This is a genomic window from Clostridium sp. YIM B02555, assembly GCF_022320955.1.
Taxonomy (GTDB): Bacteria; Bacillota; Clostridia; order Clostridiales; family Clostridiaceae; genus Clostridium; species Clostridium saccharoperbutylacetonicum.
The window spans coordinates 177,853-201,972 of the sequence record NZ_JAKJJY010000006.1 but is presented as its reverse complement, the minus strand read 5'-3'; the positions used below and the strand labels follow the sequence as shown (position 1 = coordinate 201,972).

Below are 24,120 nucleotides of genomic sequence, written 5' to 3'. Positions count from 1 at the left end.
AATACCATATTTATAGCTGCTTTACCAAGATTTTTTAGAACCATCAACTAAATGTTTACTTTATATTGCATGAGTACCAGCTTCCCCTAATATAGGCTTTTCTATAAAACAAACCACCCCTTCTACTAAATTTTACTTTGTAATCTTAAAAACTACATTATTACCTTATCTACACTATAATATACATATTTATTTAAAAATATTGGTGCCTTTTTTCAATTATAAATCCTCAAGAATTAATTACCAATTTTCATTAAAAATCAACTCTCGAGCATTTATAATCACCTAATCAAATTTAACAGATCCTAATTGCAGCATAGCTGCTCTTTTTATATGTGCATATTTATTTAAATATATTGGTGCCTTTTTTCAATTATAAATGCTCAAGAATTAATTACCAATTTTCATTGAAAATCAACTCTCGAGCATTTATAATCACCTAATCAAATTTAACAGATCCATCCTGGTTAAAATCATAGGTATAACCATCAATTGTTTTTGTTTGATTATTCATAGTTCCATCTTCATTAAAATAATAGTATTTTCCATTCTGCGCTAGCCATCCACTATTTGCAATACTTTCAATTCGATGTCTCATATTTCCAACAAAATTCAAGTAATACCAATCACCAGTATACTTAAACCATTCTCCTGACTTCATACTTCCATCATAATTGAAGTAATACCATTCCCCATCTATTTTAGTCCAGCCTATTTCCATTTCTCCACTTGAATTCAAATAGTACCACTTATATTTATATGGAATCCAGCCTGTTTCCATGGCTCCATCATTATTTAAACAATACCATTTCCCATTTTTAATTATCCACCCTGTTTCCATGCTTCCATCTTCATTTAGGAAATACCACTTTCCTTCATCTTGAAGCCAGCCTGTTCTCATTGCTCCATCAGCGCCTAAATAATACCACTTATCTTCAAATAGTACCCAGCCTGTCTCCATCATTCCAAATTTATTTAAATAATATGATTTTCCATTGTCCTTTATCCAGCCTGTCTGCATATTTCCTGCCCCAGAAAAATGAAAGTATCTCTTATATTTATTATCATAAAACCATGTACTCTTTAATGGATCACCTTTGGAATCATTATATCTCCATCTTCCATTTACTATTAACCATTGATTTGGCTTTAATACTGCATTAATAGCTCCTTGAACATCAGGTGTAACAGGTATTCCCAAATAAATGTTTAAGGTATAAATTCCTACTCTTCCTGTCTCCTTATCAGTAACAGTGATAGTTAATGTGTACTTACCCATATCATGCAATCTTAATCTTGTAATATTAGATGCTTTTAATTCTGTTTTATTAACAGTTACTGTATAATTTTCGTCTTCTGTAACTGCATTAAGTTCAACCATTTCAGTACCTTCATCCAATTCCAAATTATAAAAATTAATACTATTATCAAAACCAATGGTTTCATCATCTACTCTTATATCCTTTAGATAAACAGCGTCTTTCCCACCTCTATATACAAAAACAGTATATTTAGAAACAGCTTGTGTATTAGCATCTTCTACTTCTATCTCAACTTTATTTTTGCCCTTCTTTAAATTTATCCATTTTTTATAACTATCATCTTTAGTTACAATTTCTCCATCTATTTTAACTGTATTTTCAGGTTCATCTGGTTTTACTTTAATAGATATAACATCTATATCTTTATCTACATCAACAATATACGAGTGTACATCTTGATCAAACTTAAATTTAGAACCGTCACTTAAAGTAATATTTCTTAAAAACGGTTGCCTCTCACTAGCATAAACTCCAGTGTTAACCAAATCAAGACTGCTTGGACTTATAAAAGAAAGCCCACAAAAAAATGCCCCTATAATTACACTTCTAAATATCCTGCCCATTCTCTCCCCCCTTTTGCACATGTAGGTTTAATTATTAATTAAACTAAAGTACTTTTATTGGTTATCTGATTTTTATTTCTAAATATATTAATAGTAAAAAACCACATAAAATTTCATTTTATTCTTTATATTAATGTTAACACCTTAACACATGACTGTAAACTTACTAAGCCTTTAATTTTCCTTTAATTTTCCTTAATTTTTTATTAAATTTTTTTGAACAAAAAGGGATGTACCAAACAGAAAATCAATTTCTGTTTGAGTAACATCCCAACTTTAACCTCTTCAATTGTCATCTCTCAAATGTCAATTCTTAATTATTGATAAATTATCTAATCCATGCTCCTGATGCACCTAATTTGTATCCATCAACAGTAGTGTTAGCTGCCATTGATCCTGATGCATTTAAGAAGTACCAATTTCCATCAGTATCTAAGAACCAACCAGTTTTCATTGCTCCTGATGGTTGTAAGTAATACCAAGTTCCATTGTCATTTAACCAACCAGTTTTCATTGCTCCTGAACCTTGTAAGAAGTACCAAGTACCATTATCATTGTACCAACCAGTAGCCATGATTCCATCAGCTTTGATCATGTACCAAACTCCACCATCGTTAACCCATTGTCCTTTAGTTTGAGTACCATCAGCCTTGTAGTATGTCCAACCTGCATCAGTCTTAACCCATCCTTTATTTGTTGGATTTTCAACTGGAGTTTCAGGTGTTGAATCTTTTGATCCAATTACTGAGTAAACTGCATCTTTTTCATTCCAAGTTACGATATTGTCTGCATCGTAAACTGACATTTCATTTAAAGCGCCATCTACTTTGTATAATTTATCCCAAGCAGCATCATTATCCCATTTGTAGATATATCCGCCTGATAATCTGTAAATATTTCCATTTACATCTGTATCAACTGCTAAATCTCCATTAGTGTTAACTTCTGCAGTTTCGTCTGCTTTATCAGCTGCATCTACATAGTTATATCCATGTGTTGAGCTTAAAGTCATTGTTTGAGTTTGTACTGAATCTGAATCTTCACTGTAAGCAACTACTTTTCCATTAGCAACAGTGTATTTTCCTAATAAGCTTGCACTTGCATCTACACCAGCATCATCTGATACTACATATGTAGAAACTGATTTAGCATATTTTGCTCCATCAATATCATCAGAAGCTTGTGCTTTTGAGATCTTTTGGATAACAGTGAAACTTACTTCTCCAGCTGTTGCTGTATTAAATGCAGTAGTTGTTCCATAAAGAGCTAATCCATTGATTTTGCTTACTGAAATTCCAGCAACTGTTTTAATAGTAACTTTTGCAGTTCTATATATGTAGTTAGCATCTTGTCCAATTACATTTTCAGTTCCTACAGATGCTGATACACCATTTGTTGCAGTTCCTGCACCATTATATTTATCATGAGTATTTGATACTGTAACAGTTTTGTCAGCAGCACCAGATGCAGTTGTTGTAACTTTGATTGATCCTAAGTTGTAGTCAGCATCAATGTAATTTCCATTAGCATCTGTATAAACATTTAATCTAGCAGCAGAATCATTTGTTGCATTATGACTTGCATATGTAGTTCCATACCATAAATCTGTAAATTTATTTCCTGGAAGAGCTTGACCATCTGTTCCATCTAAGTTTTTCATTGTTGCTACATCAGCAGTATCATATCTTCCATCTGTATCTTTTTTGATATTCTTTCTTAAAGCAGAAGAAGTATCATCTTGTGCATTAGACTCAACATTTTCATCTGTCACTTTACCATTAGATAAATCGACAAAATAATCACCATTTCCAACATTTAAGTACTTAGAACCATAAGCACTAACTGTTGATCCTGTATCAATGTCTGCTAAATCATTATACTTTCCATCTGCTAAATAATATGTAGCATCATCTTTATCATTGATTTCCGCATCAACAAAGAACTTTCCATCCTTATATGCTACTGCATTATATACAGTTCCTTCTTGTGAATCAATTTTCTTGTAATCAGCAGCATTTGCTGGAGCCATTGAAATAATAGCTGCAGCAGCTACTAATACTGAAGTTACTTTACTCATTCTTTTTATCATTTGTATATTCCTCCCGAAATTTAATCTTTTGTTTTTATTTAGCAACTTTACAAATATAATTATATCAACCCAATTCGACATTGTCCACATAATTATACGTATTTTTTTCAATTTTATACCTATTTTTTTAATAAAATTATTGTTATTGCATGAATTTTTTATAGTACTTGGAAATTAATATTTAGAAATGAATAAAGTAACATATGCGGAACTTACCGAAATTAAACACATATTTATTAATTAATAGCAAAATCCCTCCAGGATTTCCTGAAGGGATTTATTCAGTCTTAATTAGAGCTTATATAAATATAAAAGCTTTAGCCAACCCATACACCATTGGCATCTAATTTATAGCCTCCAATTGATGTATTTTTCTGCATTGCTCCTGATGCATCAAAATAATACCACTTTCCATTATCATTAAACCAACCAGTTTTCATAAGTCCTGAAACTGTGTCTAAATAGTACCATTGTCCATTTACCTGCTTCCAGCCAGTAACCATAATTCCATTCTCATCTAAATAGTACCAAGTTTGATCACTGCCAAACCATCCCTTGAATTTCGATCCATCAGCATTGATATAACTCCAAGTTCCATTGTTTGAAACCCAGCCTGCCTTTGTTTCATTAGTAGTAGTGTTTTTATCAGTATTAGTAGTTTTATCTGTCTTATCTTCTGATTCAACTTTCTTACTTATTATTGAATAAATTTCATCACTTGAATTCCAAACAATTAAATTATCCTGATCATAAACAGATAAATCATTATATTCTTCATCTGTACTATAAGCCTTAGCAAAATTTCCATCACTATCAAATTTTGAAACTGTATCATCAGATAGCGCCCATAAGTTACCCTTTACATCAACATCTACTGAATTATCTCCGTCTTGAACTGTTATATTATCATTATCTCCTAATTCAACATAATAAAGAGAGCTTTTATTTTTTAATTCAATAATTGAAGCTTCAAGGTCATTTCCATTTAGTTTATAATTAATTAATTTACCATCTGAAACAGTAAAGGCTTTTTGATCCTCACTTAATAAATCTATTTTCTTACCATTTTTATCGCAAACAATATAGTCAGTTACGGTTCTTGCATATTTAATTCCATTAATCCCTTTAGAATATTGATTTTTTGATATAACCTGAATAACCTGGAAAGTTACACTGGTTTTATCTGACGATTGAGTAAATGCTGTAGTTTCTATACCTAAAGTTAATCCACCTATTCCTGTTACTGCTATACCATTAGTAGTTTTAATTGTAATTGTTGCTAATCTATAAATATTACTAGAGTCTTGTCCAATAACTGTAGCATTAGTTACTGCTCCTCTTACATTATTATCTGCATCATTAGTATTTTCTACATTAGCAGTTTTCCCACCATCTAATTGAACTTTTATTTTTCCTAAGTTATAATCAGCATCAATATACTTCCCAGATTTATCTGTATAAACATTAAAACTAGTTGCTCCACCATTAATATTAGTATCTGCTGATTTTGTTTTATATTGTGCGGCATACCAGCCTTCAGCAAATTTACCTTTTGGTAGTTCAGTTACTTCTTTAATATCCTTTGCATCAGTATCATCATATCTTCCATCATTATCATATTTAATATTACTTCTTAAATTAACCCCTACACTATCTAAATCTTTATTTTTAATCTCATCATCAGAAACTTTACCATTTGATAAATCTAAGAAATATTCTCCATCTTTAACTTCCGCATATTTGGTTCCATACACTTCAGCTTTATCTTCTGAATCAATGTTATCTAATTCTTTATATTTTCCATCACTAAAAAAATAAGCTCCTTCATCTTTTTTATTAGGCTTACCACCTATGTAGAATTCTCCATCTTTATAAGCTATGGCATTATAAATATCTCCCTCTTGAGATTTTATTTCTTTAGTTGCTGCATTAGCACTAACTGGCACTATAGAAACCACTGTTGCTACAGCTGCTAATAAAGATATTGTTTTATTAATATTTTTCAACATATTTTCCCTCCTAATTACTATCCCTCAATTTAATAGTCTAAATTCTATCCATATTATAGCATAATATTACAATTTAGGTCAGTGCAGACATTGATAATTGTCAATTTTCAACGGTAATTATTAATATGAAATTTTTGCTTGGTTTTGTTGCTTCAAACTTATTAAGTTATTAATTTAGAATTGAAAGTTTTGCGGATTTAGTAATTGTTTTCATAAAGAAAAAATCGTAATATTTTATAGTTTCTAAATCATATAAATAATGCTATAATAAAACGTATACATGTTAAAATTTAGGGGGTATTTCTATGAATAAAAAAATCAAAAAAATAATTGTATTCACTTTAATATGTGCTGCTTTTTCTACTTTCATGTCATCAACCATGAATATAGGAAATCAGTATGCTTATGCATACTCTAATGATGAAATTTCAAACTTGGGGCTAACAACATCTACCGGAATTATAATACCAATTTATAACAGTGTTTCTAACAAAGAAAAAAATAGAGTAAAAAAATATGATAAGATTCCAATAGTAATTTATTCAAAGCTTGCTTCAAATCAAGATAATATTAAATTAAGCACAATTGAAGCAGATGCAAAAGATATACGTGTTTTTGTTGGCACAGAAAAAGTTAAGCTTGCTGACATTAATAGTGTAATAAAATTCGAAAAAGGTGAAAAGAAATCAATTTACATAAGATTATATGATTCAAAAAATGATTTTGATAGTTCCTTTAATACAGAATATCAACTTAATGTTGAAAGAGAAGTTGATGAAGATAATGACTCTGCTGAAGATACTGTTACATTAAAAGATTACGATGATGTTTACTTAACTCAATTATCACTATCTTCTGATGATAAACAAATTGATCTTAATTTCAATAAAGAGCAGGCAATTTATAATGTAACTGTTGATCAAGATATAAAATACCTTAGAATTAAAGCTGTTCCTGAACAAGATAATTATAGATTAACAATTAATGATAAAGATGTAGATACTAAGGGCAGTAACAAAAATGTCCGAACTGAAGCCTTAGATGAAGATAAAACTCTTATCAAAATCAGAATTGTAACTACAGACCATAAAAGAAGAGACTATTACTTAAATGTAACAAAAAATGCAAGCAAGACTTCAACTACTGATACTACTTCCAGCAATACTGTTAATTCTCCAGAAAATAATATTTCTCAATATGCTTTAACAAATGGAGTTTGGCAATTCAAAAAGACAGACGGAACTATAGCAACCGGATGGACAAACATAGGAAATCAATTATATTACTTTGATCAAACAGGCGCAATGAAAACTGGCTGGTTAAAAGATGCTTCTGGTAAGTGGTACTACTTAAATTCAGGTGGAGATATGGCTAAGAATACATCTGTAGATGGATATAAAATTGGAGCTGATGGGGTATGTGTGGGAAAATGATCAATTATCAGTTTTCAATTACAAGTTATCAATTGTCATAATTAGTTTTGAATTTTTTAAGCACTAGACGCTTATTAATGTCTAGTGCTTTTAGTTATTTTTTACAAGTGTCAGTCCCCACTTACAATTCCAACTCTCTTTCCCTTAAAAACAATTGCAAGCTTCCATATATTTTTTACACCTCTATCTTGAAGTTCAGCTTCATATTTATTTTTTTCAATCTGATCTAAGGCTTCCTTAACTCCTTCATCTATAGTTTTAGACGCTGTATCTTTTATTCTTTTAAACTCTATTATAATTCCAAGTTTAGAAATATCCCTTGGAATAAGCATTACATCATATCTTCCATAGCCACTTTCCTTGTTTGATTTAACTTCATATTTATCTGCAAGATATACAATCATTCCAAGAACAAAAGCATGATATACCTTTTCAGGTTCCTTCCCTGATACGTCGAAGTAACTCATATTTTTCATTACAAAGTCAGTAAATATTTCTTCAAAAACTTCAAGATCTTTTGTGATTAATGCTTTTAGCATGATATTATATTTTTGATTATTTAGGGTTTCTTTAAACCATTTTTCAATTAAATTTTCATAAAATATATGAACTTCTTCATTTGGAACCTTTAGTTCACAATTCAATCTGCCTCTAACAAGTTCTGTTTTTACAGCTTTTAAATACCCACTCATAAGTAAAAAACTCCAGATATTCTCATTTGAATCTTCAACTTCTGACATTACTATAGTATCATCAATTACTTTACTAATTGACTTCCCTTCTATAAGATCTTCAAGTTCAAGTTTTAGGCTATTATCTCCTTTAAGAAGTAGTTTCTTAATCAAATCATTGCTGCTGCTATTAATCCAATAAGGCATAAACCCTTCTCGTTTATTTTTTAAATAATTCAAAACAGACCAAGGATTATATATTACTTCTCCTCCGAATATGTATCCATCATACCATTCTCTAATCCCTTCTAGTTCATTAGCAGAATCAAAATACTTTACAAGTTCTTGTATTTCCTCTTCAGTAAATCCAAATTTATCATTAAAACTATATCTTAAAAGCGTATTTACCTCTAAATTATTAAGTCCTGAAAAAATACTTTCTTTTGCTACTCTAAGTATTCCTGTAATCAAAGATTTTTCAACATACGGATTATCCTTCAAAGCTGAAGTTAATAAGTTTCTTATAAGTGCAATCATTTCTTCGTAGTAACCATGTATGTAACCTTCTTGAATTGGCACGTCATATTCGTCTATGAACAGCATTACTTTCTTTCCATAATGTTTATTCATATATCTCATAAGATTGCTTATCCCCTCTGCCAAAAGTCCTTGGGATGGATTTCTTGAAATTATATCTCTAAACTCTTCTTTATCAAACTCTGATAATTTAGAGCTCTCCAAAAGATATTCATGCTCATTATATAGACTAGATAATAATACCTTAATTCCATCCTCAAAGTTTTCATAAGACAAATGTTTCTGATTTTTAAAGGTAACAAAAACAACAGGGTACTCTCCTTGAAGTTTCATTATTTCTTTTTCATTTTCTATTTTCAATCCATTAAATAAAACTTTTGTTTCTTCTTTAGTTCTTATATCAAAAAAGTATCTTAACATACTTAAATTTAGCGTTTTTCCAAATCTTCTTGGTCTTGGAGTTAAGATAATTTTTGCTCCATTTTCTATAAATTCTTTTATTAATAAGCTCTTATCCACAAAATAATTGTTTTTTTCTATTAATTCTTTAAAATCTGAGGTTCCTATTTGTATAGTTTTTTTCATTGTATAATCCGCCTCTCTATTGAAACTTAAAGTATCATATCACAGTGCGCCTTTAATTATATTATAGCCCATAAGGAGGTTTCTTAAAACAAAAAACAGATAAGAGTTAATCTTATCTGTTAGAAATGGTCAATTATTAATACTCAACATTGTAAATGGACTTTCTTCCAATCTTATACAAAGAATTGACCCCTCTACTTGATTTTAAATATTGTCTTGATGGCAATTCCTCCAACATAAATTAAGGCATAAATACTTGCTAATGAACAATAAAAAATACTGCTTAGCTTCCACAACATTTTATTCATAGGAACTTCTTCTAATATATTCTTTAATAATATTCCACCTATCATAAGCAAGAGAATGTTTGTCATAAAAAATATACGTGGTCCAGATGCAAAGATAGTTGGTGAAAAGCCTAAAATATATCCACAGGCTAAGGCCGCTAAGTAAAAAATTATACACAGATATTTCTCATTTTTGTTCTTTATACACATGAACATGAGGATAATTATACTAAAAATAATAACAGAGCTTATAACTGCAGGCACTATATCAAGCATTGGATTAAAAAATATTTTATCAAGGATAGTTTGTATATCATAGGGATACTCATAACTGGTGGTGCTTAAAACCATTTTGTTAATAGGTGTTAAACTACCTATAAAATACATAGACGGAATAAATGCTGAAATTCTAACTGACCATTTACTATTTCTATTAAATACTATAATAAATAAAAGCAAACTAATTACAAGCATTAAAATAGTAGTTTCTCTAACAAGATGAGAATGAGTCCAACATACACCTTGATATACTTTTTGAAATAAAGATAAACTATCAAACCCAAGGTACCAAGTTTTAGTTTCCGAAATGTTACGCAATTCATTACCTGGCGATAGCGTGTAAATTATCAAATTAATTAAAACCAGCAAATTTTCTGCAACTAGTCCTAAATAAAACTTTTTATCACGTTTATATAAATACAATATTGTCATTATTCCAAAACAAATTAATACAGCAGCTGTCTGCTCCATATAGGAAGCATATAATACTGATAACATTGCAATAATACAATGCTTTTTAGATATATCTTTATTGTATATTTTATAAATAAATGGTGACATTGCTATAAGGCAAAAAAACGTCGGCCATAAATAATAAAAACTACCAGTAAACCAAGAACAAGCCCTTGTTGTGACTGATATTGGTATCATAAAGAATGATAAGCAAACAAACCAATCAATAATATTACTGTTCTTCTCAAAACTATCTTTTGATATAGATAACTTTATAATATTTGAAATAAACGCAACAAACATTACTGCTATTATTGTATTTAAAATACGCCAAATGAATAAAGGTAACAAAGAAAAAACGCCTATAAAAAATTCACTAGCTATTCTCCCTCCCCAAGTTTCATAACGCATAATTACAAAAGATATAATATTTTTACTTTTAGAAACTGTTTCTATGAAGTAGGTATCATCTCCTGGATATAGGGTAATAAAACATTGGGCAATAAAAAACATTATTGCAAAAGCAATAAAAATATACCTTTTTTTATTGACCTTCTCATTAAAATACATTAGCTCACTCCTAATTAAATATTCATCAACTTACATTGCTTAATATTCCTATAACTTTTATAATAAAAAACCTATTATTGCAATTATCAATGTTCAATACTCGATAGTCAATCATGAATGCTGATTTCCTCTTGAAATCTTTAAGTTTTGAACAACTCTTTTACAACATATATATAAATAAATTATCACTATTTTTTATTATACCAAATTATTTTATTTAGTGTAGCCTATTTGCAATTTGCTTTTAATGTAATTTATAAAATTAGCCTTGTTAACAAAAATCTCTGCTGTAATAACATAAAATATAAGTTTAAAAAATGAAAGAATAGCTATTATCATAATAAAATAATTGATGTATTTTATCCATTTAAAAGCTTGCTTACTAATTTCCTCATAAATAATAATTGATGCTACTATTATTGAAAAATACATAAATATAAATGTCCTATCCGCTGAAACCCATATAGATGGTGAAAATCCCATAACTACACGTGATGCTAAACCAATAAGTAAAATAAATAGTACTAATAAGGTCTTTATAGTTTTACCAAAACAATAATATATTGAAACTAATATACACACTTCAACTAAAACCAGAAAAATTAATGGGAAATATGCAAATATATTATTATAATTCCATAAATCTATTATTCCATATTTAGTCATAGAATTTATAATATTAGGTATATTAGGGAATATCTTTTTTATTCCAAAACATCCTATACCAATAGTTATTACTGCTATAAGAGGCACACAACCTATTATTCTCTTAATTGTACTCTTTTCTTTTATTGCTACTAAAATTGCAAGCAGCAAAGCAAAAATAATAAATACAAATTTAGGCTCAAATATGTATTTAGCCATAGAAGAAGAAAATCCTAACTGTACCTTTCCCAAAAATGATAACTGATTAAAATCAGGAAAACTATCTATTATCTGCTGAGAATTTCTAATCTTATTTCCTGGACACAATAATATACTCATTAAATTAATAATTGAAAGCATAAAAGAAAAAATCATAAACCAATTAATAGTTTTCTTTTTCACAGCCATATAAATCATTAAAATCGCATAAGTTCCAATTACTATTCCACACATTTGTTCAACAGAACAAGCATATAAAATTGCTAATATTGAAAAAACATACTCATATTTTTTTATTTTTTCATCAAATATTATTTTTTTCCATATAACAAATGAATATATTCCTAAGGCTAAAGACCATAAATCCCCAATTGTAGTTGCTCCCCAGCCAGCTGTACGCATATCTTGAAATGGATATATCATTATAAGAGCCACTGCAATCCAGTTGTTCCTTTTATTTTTGACAAATAACTTCGATATGGATAAGGCTAATAAAAGAATCATAGCTATATCTATAATTCTCCATAAAACTACTCCTGTTCCAAGAACAATTGCCAATGCGAATTGCACTAAAAATCTTGAAGACCAGCTTTGATACATACCTATAGCCCATTGAAAGATATTATTATCTTTTAAAACACCCGAAAGCATAATATCGTCGCCATAATTTAATTTAATCAATAAATGTAACATTATCTCTCCAATAAGTAGTATTATAAATGGCATATACGTATTATCTTGAAACTTACTTCTGTATTTTTTAATCAATTGCTCCATTTCTTACTCCTTTCAAATCACTTTAGGCAAAACTTTAAATTTTTCTATTAAATAATTTATACAATATAAAAATAAATCAGCAATTATTGTTATGATTCTATGCATTAAAGCTGCTGCTATAGCTAAATTTCCTCCAACAATACTCGTAAGAAGTAAAATAAGTACAGCCTCTCTTACCCCCATTCCACCTGGTGATCCTGGCACAATATATCCAATAAAATATGATAATACAAAAAATCCAACGACCTGAAGCATATTATTCAAATTAATATCTACATAGAATACATTTTTTAAGACTATAACCAACATAATTCCTAAATATATAAAATAAATTCCATATAAAAAAACAAGCCTTATAGTCAGCTTCAAAAATTCCATAGTACAATATTTTTCTATTTTATTTACATATTTTTCTTTCTTCTTCAGCATATATAATACAAGTATAGTAAAAAACAGTATTAAGGCTATCATAAACATTAGGCTAACTTTATAATTAATATACTGTTTAATAATACTAACCATGTAATCCAGTTTTGTAATAGAAAACAAGAAAGCTAAAACCATTGTGGTACTTCCAAATATAATTATTTCCATTATAGTGCTTGTTGCAATACTTATTTGCTTAAAACCTAGCTTACCAGCTAATACATTTCTCCCAATTAAATTCATTACATTTCCAGGTAAATATTTGGCTATATTTGCTTTAACATAAATGGATGCCAAGTTAAAGTTTACAATTTCTCTAGGCTCAATAAATTTAACCAGCATACTCCAGCCATAAGCCACTAAATATAGTCCTACAGAACACCCAAAAACTAATATAATCGATAACAATAAGTTATTTTTAACATTTATGATTACACTAAAGTCAATATTAACAGATAAGAGGATTTTAATAATAAAAATTAAACTCGTTATAGTAATTAATCCCCCAAGGATTTTAAGGCTCCTGCTTTTTATAAAAATCACTTCTTTCTTATAATTTTCATAGTTCTTTGCATTGCCCATGAAAATGCTGTCATATACTTTATTGCTAAAATTATAAAGCTTTTTGTCTCCAATTCCTCAAAGAACTTATTTCTTCCTTTTGGCGGTTTCACAGAGTTAAGCAATACTGGATTTCTTTTTATTGCATTACAAAAAGCACATTCCTTATAATGAAATTTTTCTTTAACCTTATTAAAAAGATACTCACCTCTATCTGTATTAATCAATACTAAAGAGGTTCCCTTTTTATCATTTAGCTCTGAAGCAACTGCATCTACACCCCAAAAGTCTGCAATGGTTACATCTGAATAATTCTTAGGTATTGTTTTAAATTTACATTCATAACATGAAGGTCTTAAATATAAATCTTCTAAAAAACCATTCATAAAGAAATCCTTATACGCTGGCATAAAGTGTTTAACCTTACCTTTCTTGAACCTTACAGCTGTTCCCATTTGTTGACCTGTCTGCCGCCAGCCTTTATCTTTATTTCTAAATTTAAATTCTATGATTTTATCCTCATACTTTTCTTCCAAGTAAGTTATATATTTTTTAAAAACCAGTAGAGATGGTACTCCATGGCATATGAAATCACATTTAAAAAGCAAATCATAGTCCTTATTGAGAAATTCACTTAATCCAGCTGTTTGACATGGTGTTCCTACGAATAAAACCATTCTATTCTTTTCAAGGTTTTCTCTAACCTTTATGTAAGTTTCTTTAGTATCACTTTGAACATATTTTGAACCCCTAAGCTTGTCTAAATCTTCAAGTTTTTCTACACTACAATGTTTTACTTCTAAATTCTCATTAAAGGCGGCTCCAAATATAACACCATTATTTCTAAGTACAAATTCTGCAAACAATGTAAATGCACCTCCAGAAGAGCTTTTATCCCTTACTTTTCCATCCTTATGCCAACCACCAATGGCCTTGGGCTCAACTCTATCATTAGGGCAAACTTGGAACTTCTCCTTAATAATAGGACAGACTTCCTCACATTTGTTGCAAGATATGCACTTTTCCTTATTAATTTGTGGGTATTTAAACCCCTCTTTATCCTCAAACATGTTAATACATTTAACAGGACATATTTGAAAACATCCACTGCACCCACAGCAATATTCTTTATTATCTTCAGTTATATTAATCATAAACTCTCTCCAACAATTACTTCTTATTTTCTATACTTCCAAATTTTCTTTTAGAAAAGAAATAGCTTTTTCTCTTTCCTTGCTTATTATTTTCCTTACTTCTTCCTTATTATAAGTTTCATTTTCTATAGTATCCTTAGTAATATCTTTTGTAAGTTCTAATTTAAGCAATTCTAATAAATTGTCAATTCTAGAATTAAATCTTGTACTTGGAAGCAAGAAAAACTTTTTTTCAAATATTAATGAAAATGCTAATCCATGAAAAGAATTAGTACATATATATGAGGCATTTTTAAACAATCCTACAAATTCCCTTGGTCCAATATCTATATAAATTTCATCAATAAAATCTTCTTTAAGTCCATATCTACTTATAGCAATAACCTTTATATTTAAAATTTCTTTAATTTTTCTTGCATATTCATATATTTTTTCGTTCTTCTGCATCATATATACAAGAATATAAGGCTCTTTACTTACTGGGTATTCTGCTATCTTAAGCCATTGCTCTTTTGATAATAAAAATGTTGGATCCATTAAACATTCAGCATCTTTTCCAATAATCTCTTTAATTATATTCACGCCTTCTTTTTCACGAACAGAAATCGCCCTAAACTGTTTAAGATATTTAGCTACAATTTCCCAATGCTTTTTATTTATTTTTGTGATTCCAAAACTTGCAGCATATGATATTTTCTTATTCGAATCCTTAATAAAGTCTAAATAATATGGAGAACATACACCTAAAGTTATGACTGGGTTCCAAATTTGATCACTTCCGCATATAAACTTATCACATGTAGGAGGATATTTTTCTAACTTCTTTTTTGAAGTATATAATGTTGAACTTGTAAAAAAATCTTCACCAAACTTTGTAAATTTCTTTACTCTTCCAATTCTCTGTCTAAATGTTAGCATACCAGCTATAACTTCTCTAACATTAGTTGAAATCGGAAATATCCTTACAAAATCAGTAAATCTTATAAACGAATTTCTGTAATCTATCATCATAGCTTTTTCTTTATTTAAATCAGAAACAATTTCAGATAAAGCATATGCTTGCAGTGCTCCTCCAAAATTATTTACAAAGTGAAATGTTATTATGCCAGTCTTCATTTTTTATTACCTTTCTCTTAGAATTCGATCCACTTTCATAATAGTTTTTTACAAAGTAAGCCGGTCTGTTCTTTACTTCATTGAATATTCTTCCTAGATATTCACCTATGATTCCAATAACCAACAATTGTATTCCACCTAAAAATAAAATTATAGATGTCATAGAAGCCCATCCATTAACTGGATTTTTAAAAATCATAGTTTTAACTAATATATAAAATAGAAATATAAATGCCAATAAAGATATTAAGGTTCCCATAAAACTTGCAATTCTTAGTGGAAAATTTGAAAAGGATACAATTCCATCTATTGCATATGCAAATAACTTAATAAAACTCCATTTCGTTTCGCCTGCTGCTCTTTCCATATGTTCAAATTCAATTAGCTTAGAATTATACCCTACCCACATAAACAAACCTTTAGAAAATCTGTTTTTTTCTTTCATGCATAGTAAATCATCAACAATTTGTCTACTCATTATCCTGTAATCCCTTGCACCATCGACTATTTCAACAGAACTTACTTTATTAATTACTTTATAAAACATTTTAGCTAAAAAACTTCTTATGATAGGTTCTCCTTCTCTATTCTTTCGTCTTGTATAAACTACATCATGTCCATTTTCCCAATTTGCAATTAATTCTGGTATTAGCTGTGGCGGATCTTGCAAATCAGCATCCATTACAATTACTCCCTCACCTTTAGAAACTTCAAGTCCTGCTAGCAGTGCAGCCTCTTTACCAAAATTTCTACTAAAATCTATAATTCCAATCCTATCATCAGCTTCTTTTAACTTTTTGATTTCATCTATTGTCTTATCTTTACTGCCATCATTTACAAAAATAATTTCAAAATTATAATCTAGTGTAGATCCTAGGATGAAATTTAATGTGTCATAAAAAATTTTTATTGTTTTTTCCTCATTATAACAGGGTACAATAACAGATATGGTTTTCATTTCTTTTCACCTACCTACTTTTTACATTAATTGTCAATCATCCATTTTTCATTGTAATATGCTTATGTGAAATTTATGTGAATAAATCCAAATTTCATATATATCATCTATCTTAGTATTATATTGTCACAATTATGTTACAATGTATTATTAATCCATTAAAACTCTTTAAAAAATCATCCTTATTTTAAGTTAAAAAAACCTCAGAAGCTTATTACTTCTAAGGTTTTTACATTTTATTCCAATTAACTATTTCCTTACTTCAAGACACAGCTTCGGACATTAGCTGCAATTTTATAAATTTACCCGAAGCCTTTCTTATATAATCAAATATTTCAGAGGCTGGATTTTTCTCTGTGCCTTTTATAATTAGTTTAATTAATTCGATATTTCTATAGCTATAAAACTACTTAAATTTAAAATCATTTTATTTAATCCCTAACTTAGCATTTCTACTTTTAATAGCCTATTTAAATACTCTTCACTATATAAATCATAAGTTTCAACTTTATCACCATCTATACTTATTGAAATCTTACCAGACCAATTATGATTAAGAACATCTAAATATAATTCATTACCTATCATTTCAAATTCTATACAATCCCCTACTTGATTTGAAAATAAAGAATCACATGATTTAGAAACAGCATTTGGTATAATATCCCAACTTCCATTTCTATTTATATTAAGAAAATTTCTACACCCTATAATATCTGAATAGATATTATATAGCCAAAATTCATTTCCTTGAGATAGTGGATTTTTATCTAATACAGATATTTTTATTTTATGAGTTTTATGATTTTCTTTCATATTTACAAATCTAAATTCTTCTTCTAAAACTTTATTTCTATGATTAATAACATCTGCAATCAATAAATCTGTCTCATTAACCATTGCAGAATAAAATTCTTCATTTCTAATATCAGCCTTATATGTATTATTATCTTTTCCTTCTTTACTAATATCTTTAGTTGCAACACAAATTATATCTGTATTTTTTTCTTCTAAAAATTTACCTTCAAATACGTTTTGGCTTAATAATTTAGTTATAAACCTATCGATGCCTCTATTTTCTAGCCACCAACCATTTGTATCTATATATGTTATACTTAACTTCGACAATGTTAATTCATCTATCAATTTATCTATAGTATACATATTTATATGGAATGGATGCAGTTCATTATTGCCTTCTTCGCTGCCTTCTTCTGTTTTAAAGATTGGCTTACTTGTTTTATATTTTGAATCTAAGTAATTAATCTTTAAATTTGTTCTAAAATTTATATTAGGCGTTTCAAAAACAGCCTTACCATTTGGCTTTAATACTCTATATATTTCATTCAAAAAATCAACTGGTTTATATATATGTTCTATAATGTCAGCTGCAATAACAACATCAAATTCATTATCTCCAAACACACTTAAATCCTCAACAGTTTTAACTTTTATAAATTTAGGCTCATTTACTATACCTGCCTTTTTCGCATTATTTCGAGCAAATTTTAAAGCTGTTTCAGAAAAATCAACTGCTATTACATCCCCATTTATTCTTTTACTAACTTCTATAGCAAAAGTTCCTACACCCGTACCTACATCTAAAACCTTAATATTATCTGTCAAATAATGTTCAATAGGACTTAATATGTTCTTTATTCTCACATCTGTAATTCCATTATTATACCAATTGCTCATTCCTTCAAAATAACTTTCTTCGTTATCATATGATTCATTTGTAATCTTAGAACTCATATTTCCCCTCCAATATCAATCATAAACTTATCTTGCAATACTAACATAGTAATCCAAAGTTTCTTTTAATCCTTCTTCTAAGCTGTACTTAGGTTTCCATCCCAGTAAATTGTCAGCTTTTTTATTATCCATATAACTATGTATAATATCTCCGCCTCTTGCGTCTTTATAAGACGGATGTATTTCTTTATCACATATTTTAGCTAGAACATCAACAAGTTCATTTATACTAATATTATTATTATTACTTATATTGATAATCTCATTGTCACCTTTATTTATAGCTGCAATATTAGCTTCTACTATATCTTTTACGTAAATGAAATCTCTTGTTTGTTTTCCATCTCCATATATTATAGGTGTTTCATTTTGAATTATCTTATTTAAAAATATTGCTATTACTCCACCTTCACCTTCATATTCTTGTCTTATTCCATAAGCATTAGAATATCTAAGAATTGTATAATTTAAGCCATGCAACTTCCCATAAACTTCTATATGGTGTTCAGGAGTATGTTTTGAGATTCCATATAATGATATTGGCTTAGTCTTATGCAATTCATCAATTGGTAGATATTCCGGCTCTCCATATGCTGCAGCTGATGATGCATATATAATTTTTCTTACATCACTCTTAATACAAGCTTCTAAAATATTCAAAGTTCCAGCAATATTTACATTTAAATCAAACATAGGCTCTTTAATTGACTTTTGAACATCAACTTGAGCTGCATGATGTATACATACCTCAGGTCTAAAATCCACAAATGCTTCAACCATCGAATCTGCATCTGTTATATCTAATTTATAGAACTTCGCTTTAGAATTTAACTTTTCAAGTTTTCCCGTTGAGATATTATCAATTACTGCAACCTCATATCCTAATTCTATTAATTTATCCACAATATTTGAGCCTATAAATCCAGCTCCTCCAGTTACTAAAATCCTCATCTCTATATCTCCTCATTAACTTTTATATAATCATAGAATTTACTTATCCCCTCATCAAATGTTATCAAAGGTTTCCATTCAAGTTCTTTCATTGCTTTATCTATGTTTAATACATTAGTATTAACATCAATTTTCCTTGCTTCAAGAAATTTTATTTCACATGATCTTCCAATAACTTCCGCTATCTTATTAGCAACATCTATCAATGTTAGTCCATAGCCACTTCCTATATTAAATAATCTAGTTTCGCCTGAATAATTCATTATTCTTGTTATGGCATCACTAACATCATCTATATATATATAATCTCTAGTTACAGATCCATCTCCCCATATTGTAATTGGTTCATTTTTCATTATGTGATTCATGAAAATAGGTACAACGCCTTGTCCCCTATTTCCAACTTGACCAATTCCATAAGGATTAGATAATCTTATAATTGAGTAATCTAATCCAAATTGACAAAAGTAAAAATGTAAATACTTTTCAATAGTCAGTTTCTGAATTGCATATGAACAAATAGGGTTAGTTGGATGTTCTTCATTTATAGGTATTTCCTTAGGGATACCATATACAGTTCCTCCAGAAGAAAGAAAAACTATTTTTTTTATATTTTTTTTCACACAAGCATCTAATAATTTTAAAGTTGGAATTACATTTGAATACAAGTCAAATACTCTATCTTCATTTGATGTACTAGGTACTGTTGTACTAATTAAGTGAAATACCATATCTATACTATCTAGACATTTTTCAAAGTCTACATATTCATTAAATTCACTTTGAATAAATTCAATATTTTTAAAATTAATTATGCTATTATCGAAATTATTTCTGGCAAAAACTTTAATTTTATGCCCCTCTTTAATAAGCCTCTGACATAAATTAGTTCCTATAAAACCTGTTCCACCTAAAACCAGACAATTCATATATTTCTCTCTTTCTTACTTTATTAATCTATTTAATTTAAGTTTAAACATCATTTTAATTAATTTAGATCCCATCTTTGACTCTACAATTCTAAGTAATTCATATTTTTGCTTGTTATTCTCCACATTATCTTCACTAACATTTTCTGATACCAAATGTCCTACAATTGGATACTCAAAAGTAGGATTATTCCACAAATATCCAGGTCCATTTGCAATTATTAAATTATATATTTCAAGCCCATGCTTTTCAAACAATTTAGGATGACTAGAAGATAATTTATCAAGTAAATAAATAACCATGTCTCTGTTAAACTGCCTTGACATTGATTCTGCTCTTACCCTATACTGAACTAGTGTTTCAGGAATACTTACTCCACTGCATCCATTCTCGCACATAGAAACCCAGCCTTCATAATCTTCCATGCCGTATTCCATTTCTTTACGATTTGATCCATACTTAATAAAGTCAACTTTTCTTACTACAACAAAGGCTGTTAGCATATTCATTCCTAAGAAATATGGAAATTCCGTATTGAACGTTGGCCATACACCTCTTGTACCACCAAAATATCTTACCCAGCTATAAACAAATGATATATTATCATATGAATTAAGCATTTTTATAGCTTTTCCATAAAAATCTGAAGATATAAGATCATCAGCATCTAAAAAGGCAATAAATTCACCTTTAGCTTCTTTAGCTCCTACATTTCTAGCATTTGCTAGACCTCCATTTTGTATATCTACAATTCTAATTTTAGGATTAGACCTCACTCTTATCTCATCTAATACTTTAATGCTATTTTCATCATTTGTTCCATCATTTACAATTATAATCTCGTAGTTATCATAATCTATTGATAGAGCATTTTCTAATGTTTCTGGTAAATATTCGCCAAGATTGTAATATGGTATAATAATAGACAACAGACCCTTTTGCCCGCTTTCATTTATTTTTTCATCTACCCTTGGTGGTATAGAATCACTAACTGGATACATTCTCTCATTTTCTTTCTTACTATTTAGTATATTATCAAAAAATTCTGTTCTTATTTTTATATTTTCACTTATATCGCAAAGTTTTTTGATTCTATCATACCCATTCAATCCAATTTGTTGCAATTCTTCATTTTCCATTTTTAGAACTTTTCTTATAGTATCTTCACAGCTACCTTCAATATCCCAATCAAATATAAATCCGTTTTTATCTGACTCTCCCACCATTTCAGATTGTCCACCACTTTTTGATACTATAACCGGTTTTGCTTGGCTCATAGATATTAAACAATTATACGGGTAATTTTCATATAATGATGGTATTATGACACTTTTAAATTTTGATATTTCTGCATTTAATTGAGCTGGTGGAACTGGTTCTTTAAAAATTATCTTATTTTCTTCTATCCTCTTTTTATATTTTTCCCTAATTATATCTCCCATCATTTTTTGTTTAGGACTAAAAAACGTATCTCCTCCAAGCAGTGTTAACTTGAAATCCAAACCTTCATTCCATAAATTATCTGCTGCTTTTAATAATTGTAAAATACCTTTTCTATATTCTAATCTTCCCATATATAACAGATTATTATCTTCATTTTCAATTGCTTTCGGTTTTGCATAGATATTATTAAATTTATATGGCAATGGTATAACTTTAATATCTTGCTCTACTGCAAAAGGTTGTATATGGCTTTTCAAAAATTCGCTTTGAGTTACTATGGCATCTGCTGCTTTAATACAGAATTTTTCCATTTGTCCTAACCAGTATATCGGGAATTTATATCTTGCTAATTGATTAATTCTTGATAATTCAAAGGTTGGTGTATGTAAATGAACAACAATTTTTACATTTTTTAATCTTTCATCTTTTTCGTATTTTTTTTGCATTAAATAATAGCCTAAGGCATTATAATCTTGAACTTCAATTATATCTGGAGAACTTCCATCTTTATCAATAAGTTTTAGAACTTCCTCTGCATATTGATACGATAAAGCAGCCCAATATCCTAAATAGCTATAATATTCTCCTTCCATGTGAAGAAATCTAACCACTCTTAAGTTATCTTTAGTTTGTTTTATACTGCTACCATTGCTATCTCTTACTAAAACAGTAACTTCGTGTCCTGCTTCGCTGAACATATTAGCAGCGTTTTCTATGTACATAGTTATTCCTCCACCAAAATCAGGTGGAAATTCACTTGTTAAATACCAAATTTTCATTGCTTATCCCCTTTACTCACTAACTTTTTCAATAGCCATTTTTTATTATTTATACATTCTTTTAAGAACTGATTTTCTTTAATTAGTTCTTCATTTTTCTTAATTAGTTCTTCATTTTTTTTAATTAGTTCTTCATTTTCTTTAATTTCAAATTGTAATTCTTCACTTTTCTTTGATATTTCAGTGTCTTTATCAATCAATTCACTTCTTAATAATCGATTATTTTTTACTTCTTTTTCCCATTCTAAAAGGACTCTGTTTAATTCTATTTTCAAAGTTTTACATAATTCAACTTCTCTATTCCATTCTTTTGTTACCCGCTTAATCTCATCATAATACTGCTGTTGATATTTTATGCCATTTAACCAATTTTTAAATATAAAGTTGGTGGATCCCTCTTCTAATTTGCTATTAACATTTTCACGTTTATAATCTATTATAACTTTATTATAAAATTTCATTTGATCATTATATATTTTGCTGTCTGAAAAGAATTTAGCTCTTTCTAAAGATTTCTCTTTAAGCTTCTCTCTTTTATTTAAATTTTTAATAATTAATTCTAATTTTCTAGATAAATCTATTATATTTCCACTTTCAAAAGATAGCCCAAACTCCCCATTATTTATTATCTCCATCATACCACCCGAATCACTAACAATTACCGGACTTCCACATGACATAGCTTCTATACATACATTCCCAAATCCTTCCCATATAGATGGAAATACTGAAACATATGCACTAGCATAATATTTCTGAAGCTTTTCCCTATCCATTGGTTTAATAAATTTAACTCTCTCTTTAATCTCATCTGGAATAAATCCTTTTAAATGTTCAACCATTGATGAATTAGAATCAGAGTATGATGTATCCTTGCCTATCAATATAAACTCCACATCTTGATATTTTTTTAGTATTTCTATTGCAGAATTTATTAATAAGTCTACTCCTTTTCTTTTCTCTATTCTACCAACATACAATATTGTTTTTCTTTCATTTTTTAAAACTTCATTAACCTTTTCTACTTCATTAACCCCTGTAAAATTATACACTACTTCTACATCTTTAATATCCAATCTTTTACCAACTATATCTTTCATAGCATGGCTTATTGCATAAACATAATCTGAATTTTCTATACAGAAATCCTCTTGACTAGTTACATCATAATCAATATTTTTATCATCATTAAAAATACTACACTCCAGCGAAGGTGTATGTAATTTTAGAACTATAGGCACCTCATTTAAACTTCGAAAAATTTTTTTATTTAATATTGTAAAAAATCCTTCTCCAAAATAATCTGCAAATTCAATTATATCAATTACTTCAGTATCGTTAATTTCAATTATTTTATTATATACTGCATATGAGTAAGCCGAATTAAAATTATTAAATAAATTCATTTCTATATACTCATTACAATTCGCCATAAAAACTCTGACATTATTGCTTTCAAAAACAAAATCTATATCTTCTTCTCGCATTTCCGTAATTAAATATACGTTATTAGTTTTACATAAATTTTTTATTAAACTATAAACATACACACCTATTCCAGATTTCTGGAATGGATATAATTCTCTTGAAACTATGCATATATTCACT

General features: G+C 28.7%; 16 protein-coding genes. 1 reads left to right on the top strand and 15 read right to left on the bottom strand.

Annotated features, from left to right (window positions below; all coding sequences use genetic code 11):
• Nucleotides 1-439: 439 nt before the first annotated feature.
• The 3 genes from L3B98_RS11300 to L3B98_RS11290 all read right to left on the bottom strand — a co-directional run bounded on the left by L3B98_RS11300 (nucleotide 440) and on the right by L3B98_RS11290 (nucleotide 5,983).
• Complete coding sequence (locus L3B98_RS11300; protein WP_238916684.1) at nucleotides 440-1,885, bottom strand: cadherin-like beta sandwich domain-containing protein; 1,446 nt, start codon at nucleotides 1,883-1,885, stop codon at nucleotides 440-442.
• A 328-nt stretch (nucleotides 1,886-2,213) separates the two neighbouring features.
• Complete coding sequence (locus L3B98_RS11295; protein WP_238916683.1) at nucleotides 2,214-3,974, bottom strand: N-acetylmuramoyl-L-alanine amidase family protein; 1,761 nt, start codon at nucleotides 3,972-3,974, stop codon at nucleotides 2,214-2,216.
• Between the two features lie 317 nt (nucleotides 3,975-4,291).
• A complete protein-coding gene (locus tag L3B98_RS11290; protein ID WP_238916682.1) occupies nucleotides 4,292-5,983 on the bottom strand; it encodes an N-acetylmuramoyl-L-alanine amidase family protein in 1,692 nt (563 codons plus the stop codon).
• A gap of 305 nt (nucleotides 5,984-6,288) precedes the next feature.
• Between L3B98_RS11290 and L3B98_RS11285 the strand changes: the two genes are divergently transcribed.
• On the top strand, nucleotides 6,289-7,416 hold the full coding sequence (locus L3B98_RS11285; RefSeq protein ID WP_238916681.1) for a cadherin-like beta sandwich domain-containing protein: 1,128 nt from the start codon (nucleotides 6,289-6,291) through the stop codon (nucleotides 7,414-7,416).
• A gap of 110 nt (nucleotides 7,417-7,526) precedes the next feature.
• Here the strand turns inward: L3B98_RS11285 and L3B98_RS11280 are convergent, their stop codons facing one another.
• The 12 genes from L3B98_RS11280 to L3B98_RS11225 all read right to left on the bottom strand — a co-directional run bounded on the left by L3B98_RS11280 (nucleotide 7,527) and on the right by L3B98_RS11225 (nucleotide 24,119).
• Nucleotides 7,527-9,209 (bottom strand): AAA family ATPase, encoded by a 1,683-nt coding sequence (locus L3B98_RS11280; RefSeq protein ID WP_238916680.1) that lies wholly within the window; start codon nucleotides 9,207-9,209, stop codon nucleotides 7,527-7,529.
• 194 nt (nucleotides 9,210-9,403) lie between these two features.
• Nucleotides 9,404-10,798, bottom strand: coding sequence for a DUF6056 family protein (locus L3B98_RS11275; RefSeq protein WP_238916679.1), 1,395 nt, complete (start codon nucleotides 10,796-10,798; stop codon nucleotides 9,404-9,406).
• Nucleotides 10,799-11,011: 213 nt separating this feature from the next.
• Complete coding sequence (locus L3B98_RS11270) at nucleotides 11,012-12,439, bottom strand: DUF6056 family protein (RefSeq protein ID WP_238916678.1); 1,428 nt, start codon at nucleotides 12,437-12,439, stop codon at nucleotides 11,012-11,014.
• 12 nt (nucleotides 12,440-12,451) lie between these two features.
• A complete protein-coding gene (locus tag L3B98_RS11265) occupies nucleotides 12,452-13,273 on the bottom strand; it encodes a lysylphosphatidylglycerol synthase domain-containing protein (protein ID WP_238916677.1) in 822 nt (273 codons plus the stop codon).
• 131 nt (nucleotides 13,274-13,404) lie between these two features.
• On the bottom strand, nucleotides 13,405-14,580 hold the full coding sequence (locus L3B98_RS11260) for a Coenzyme F420 hydrogenase/dehydrogenase, beta subunit C-terminal domain (RefSeq protein WP_238916676.1): 1,176 nt from the start codon (nucleotides 14,578-14,580) through the stop codon (nucleotides 13,405-13,407).
• 30 nt (nucleotides 14,581-14,610) lie between these two features.
• A complete protein-coding gene (locus L3B98_RS11255) occupies nucleotides 14,611-15,696 on the bottom strand; it encodes a polysaccharide pyruvyl transferase family protein (protein WP_238916675.1) in 1,086 nt (361 codons plus the stop codon).
• Nucleotides 15,659-16,654, bottom strand: coding sequence for a glycosyltransferase family 2 protein (locus L3B98_RS11250; RefSeq protein ID WP_238916674.1), 996 nt, complete (start codon nucleotides 16,652-16,654; stop codon nucleotides 15,659-15,661). The genes L3B98_RS11255 and L3B98_RS11250 overlap by 38 nt, the downstream gene beginning before the upstream one ends.
• 438 nt (nucleotides 16,655-17,092) lie before the next feature.
• Nucleotides 17,093-18,409, bottom strand: a complete 1,317-nt coding sequence (locus tag L3B98_RS11245; protein ID WP_238916673.1) for a class I SAM-dependent methyltransferase — start codon at nucleotides 18,407-18,409, stop codon at nucleotides 17,093-17,095.
• A gap of 27 nt (nucleotides 18,410-18,436) precedes the next feature.
• Nucleotides 18,437-19,360: an SDR family NAD(P)-dependent oxidoreductase gene (locus tag L3B98_RS11240; protein WP_238916672.1), complete on the bottom strand. Its 924-nt coding sequence runs from the start codon at nucleotides 19,358-19,360 to the stop codon at nucleotides 18,437-18,439.
• A 2-nt stretch (nucleotides 19,361-19,362) separates the two neighbouring features.
• Nucleotides 19,363-20,289 (bottom strand): NAD-dependent epimerase/dehydratase family protein, encoded by a 927-nt coding sequence (locus L3B98_RS11235; RefSeq protein ID WP_238916671.1) that lies wholly within the window; start codon nucleotides 20,287-20,289, stop codon nucleotides 19,363-19,365.
• A gap of 15 nt (nucleotides 20,290-20,304) precedes the next feature.
• The gene (locus tag L3B98_RS11230; protein ID WP_238916670.1) at nucleotides 20,305-22,512 is read right to left on the bottom strand and encodes a glycosyltransferase; all 2,208 of its coding nucleotides are present in this window, start codon (nucleotides 22,510-22,512) and stop codon (nucleotides 20,305-20,307) included.
• Nucleotides 22,509-24,119 (bottom strand): glycosyltransferase, encoded by a 1,611-nt coding sequence (locus L3B98_RS11225; RefSeq protein ID WP_238916669.1) that lies wholly within the window; start codon nucleotides 24,117-24,119, stop codon nucleotides 22,509-22,511. Before L3B98_RS11225 ends, L3B98_RS11230 begins: the two co-directional genes overlap by 4 nt.
• Nucleotide 24,120: the final 1 nt, after the last annotated feature.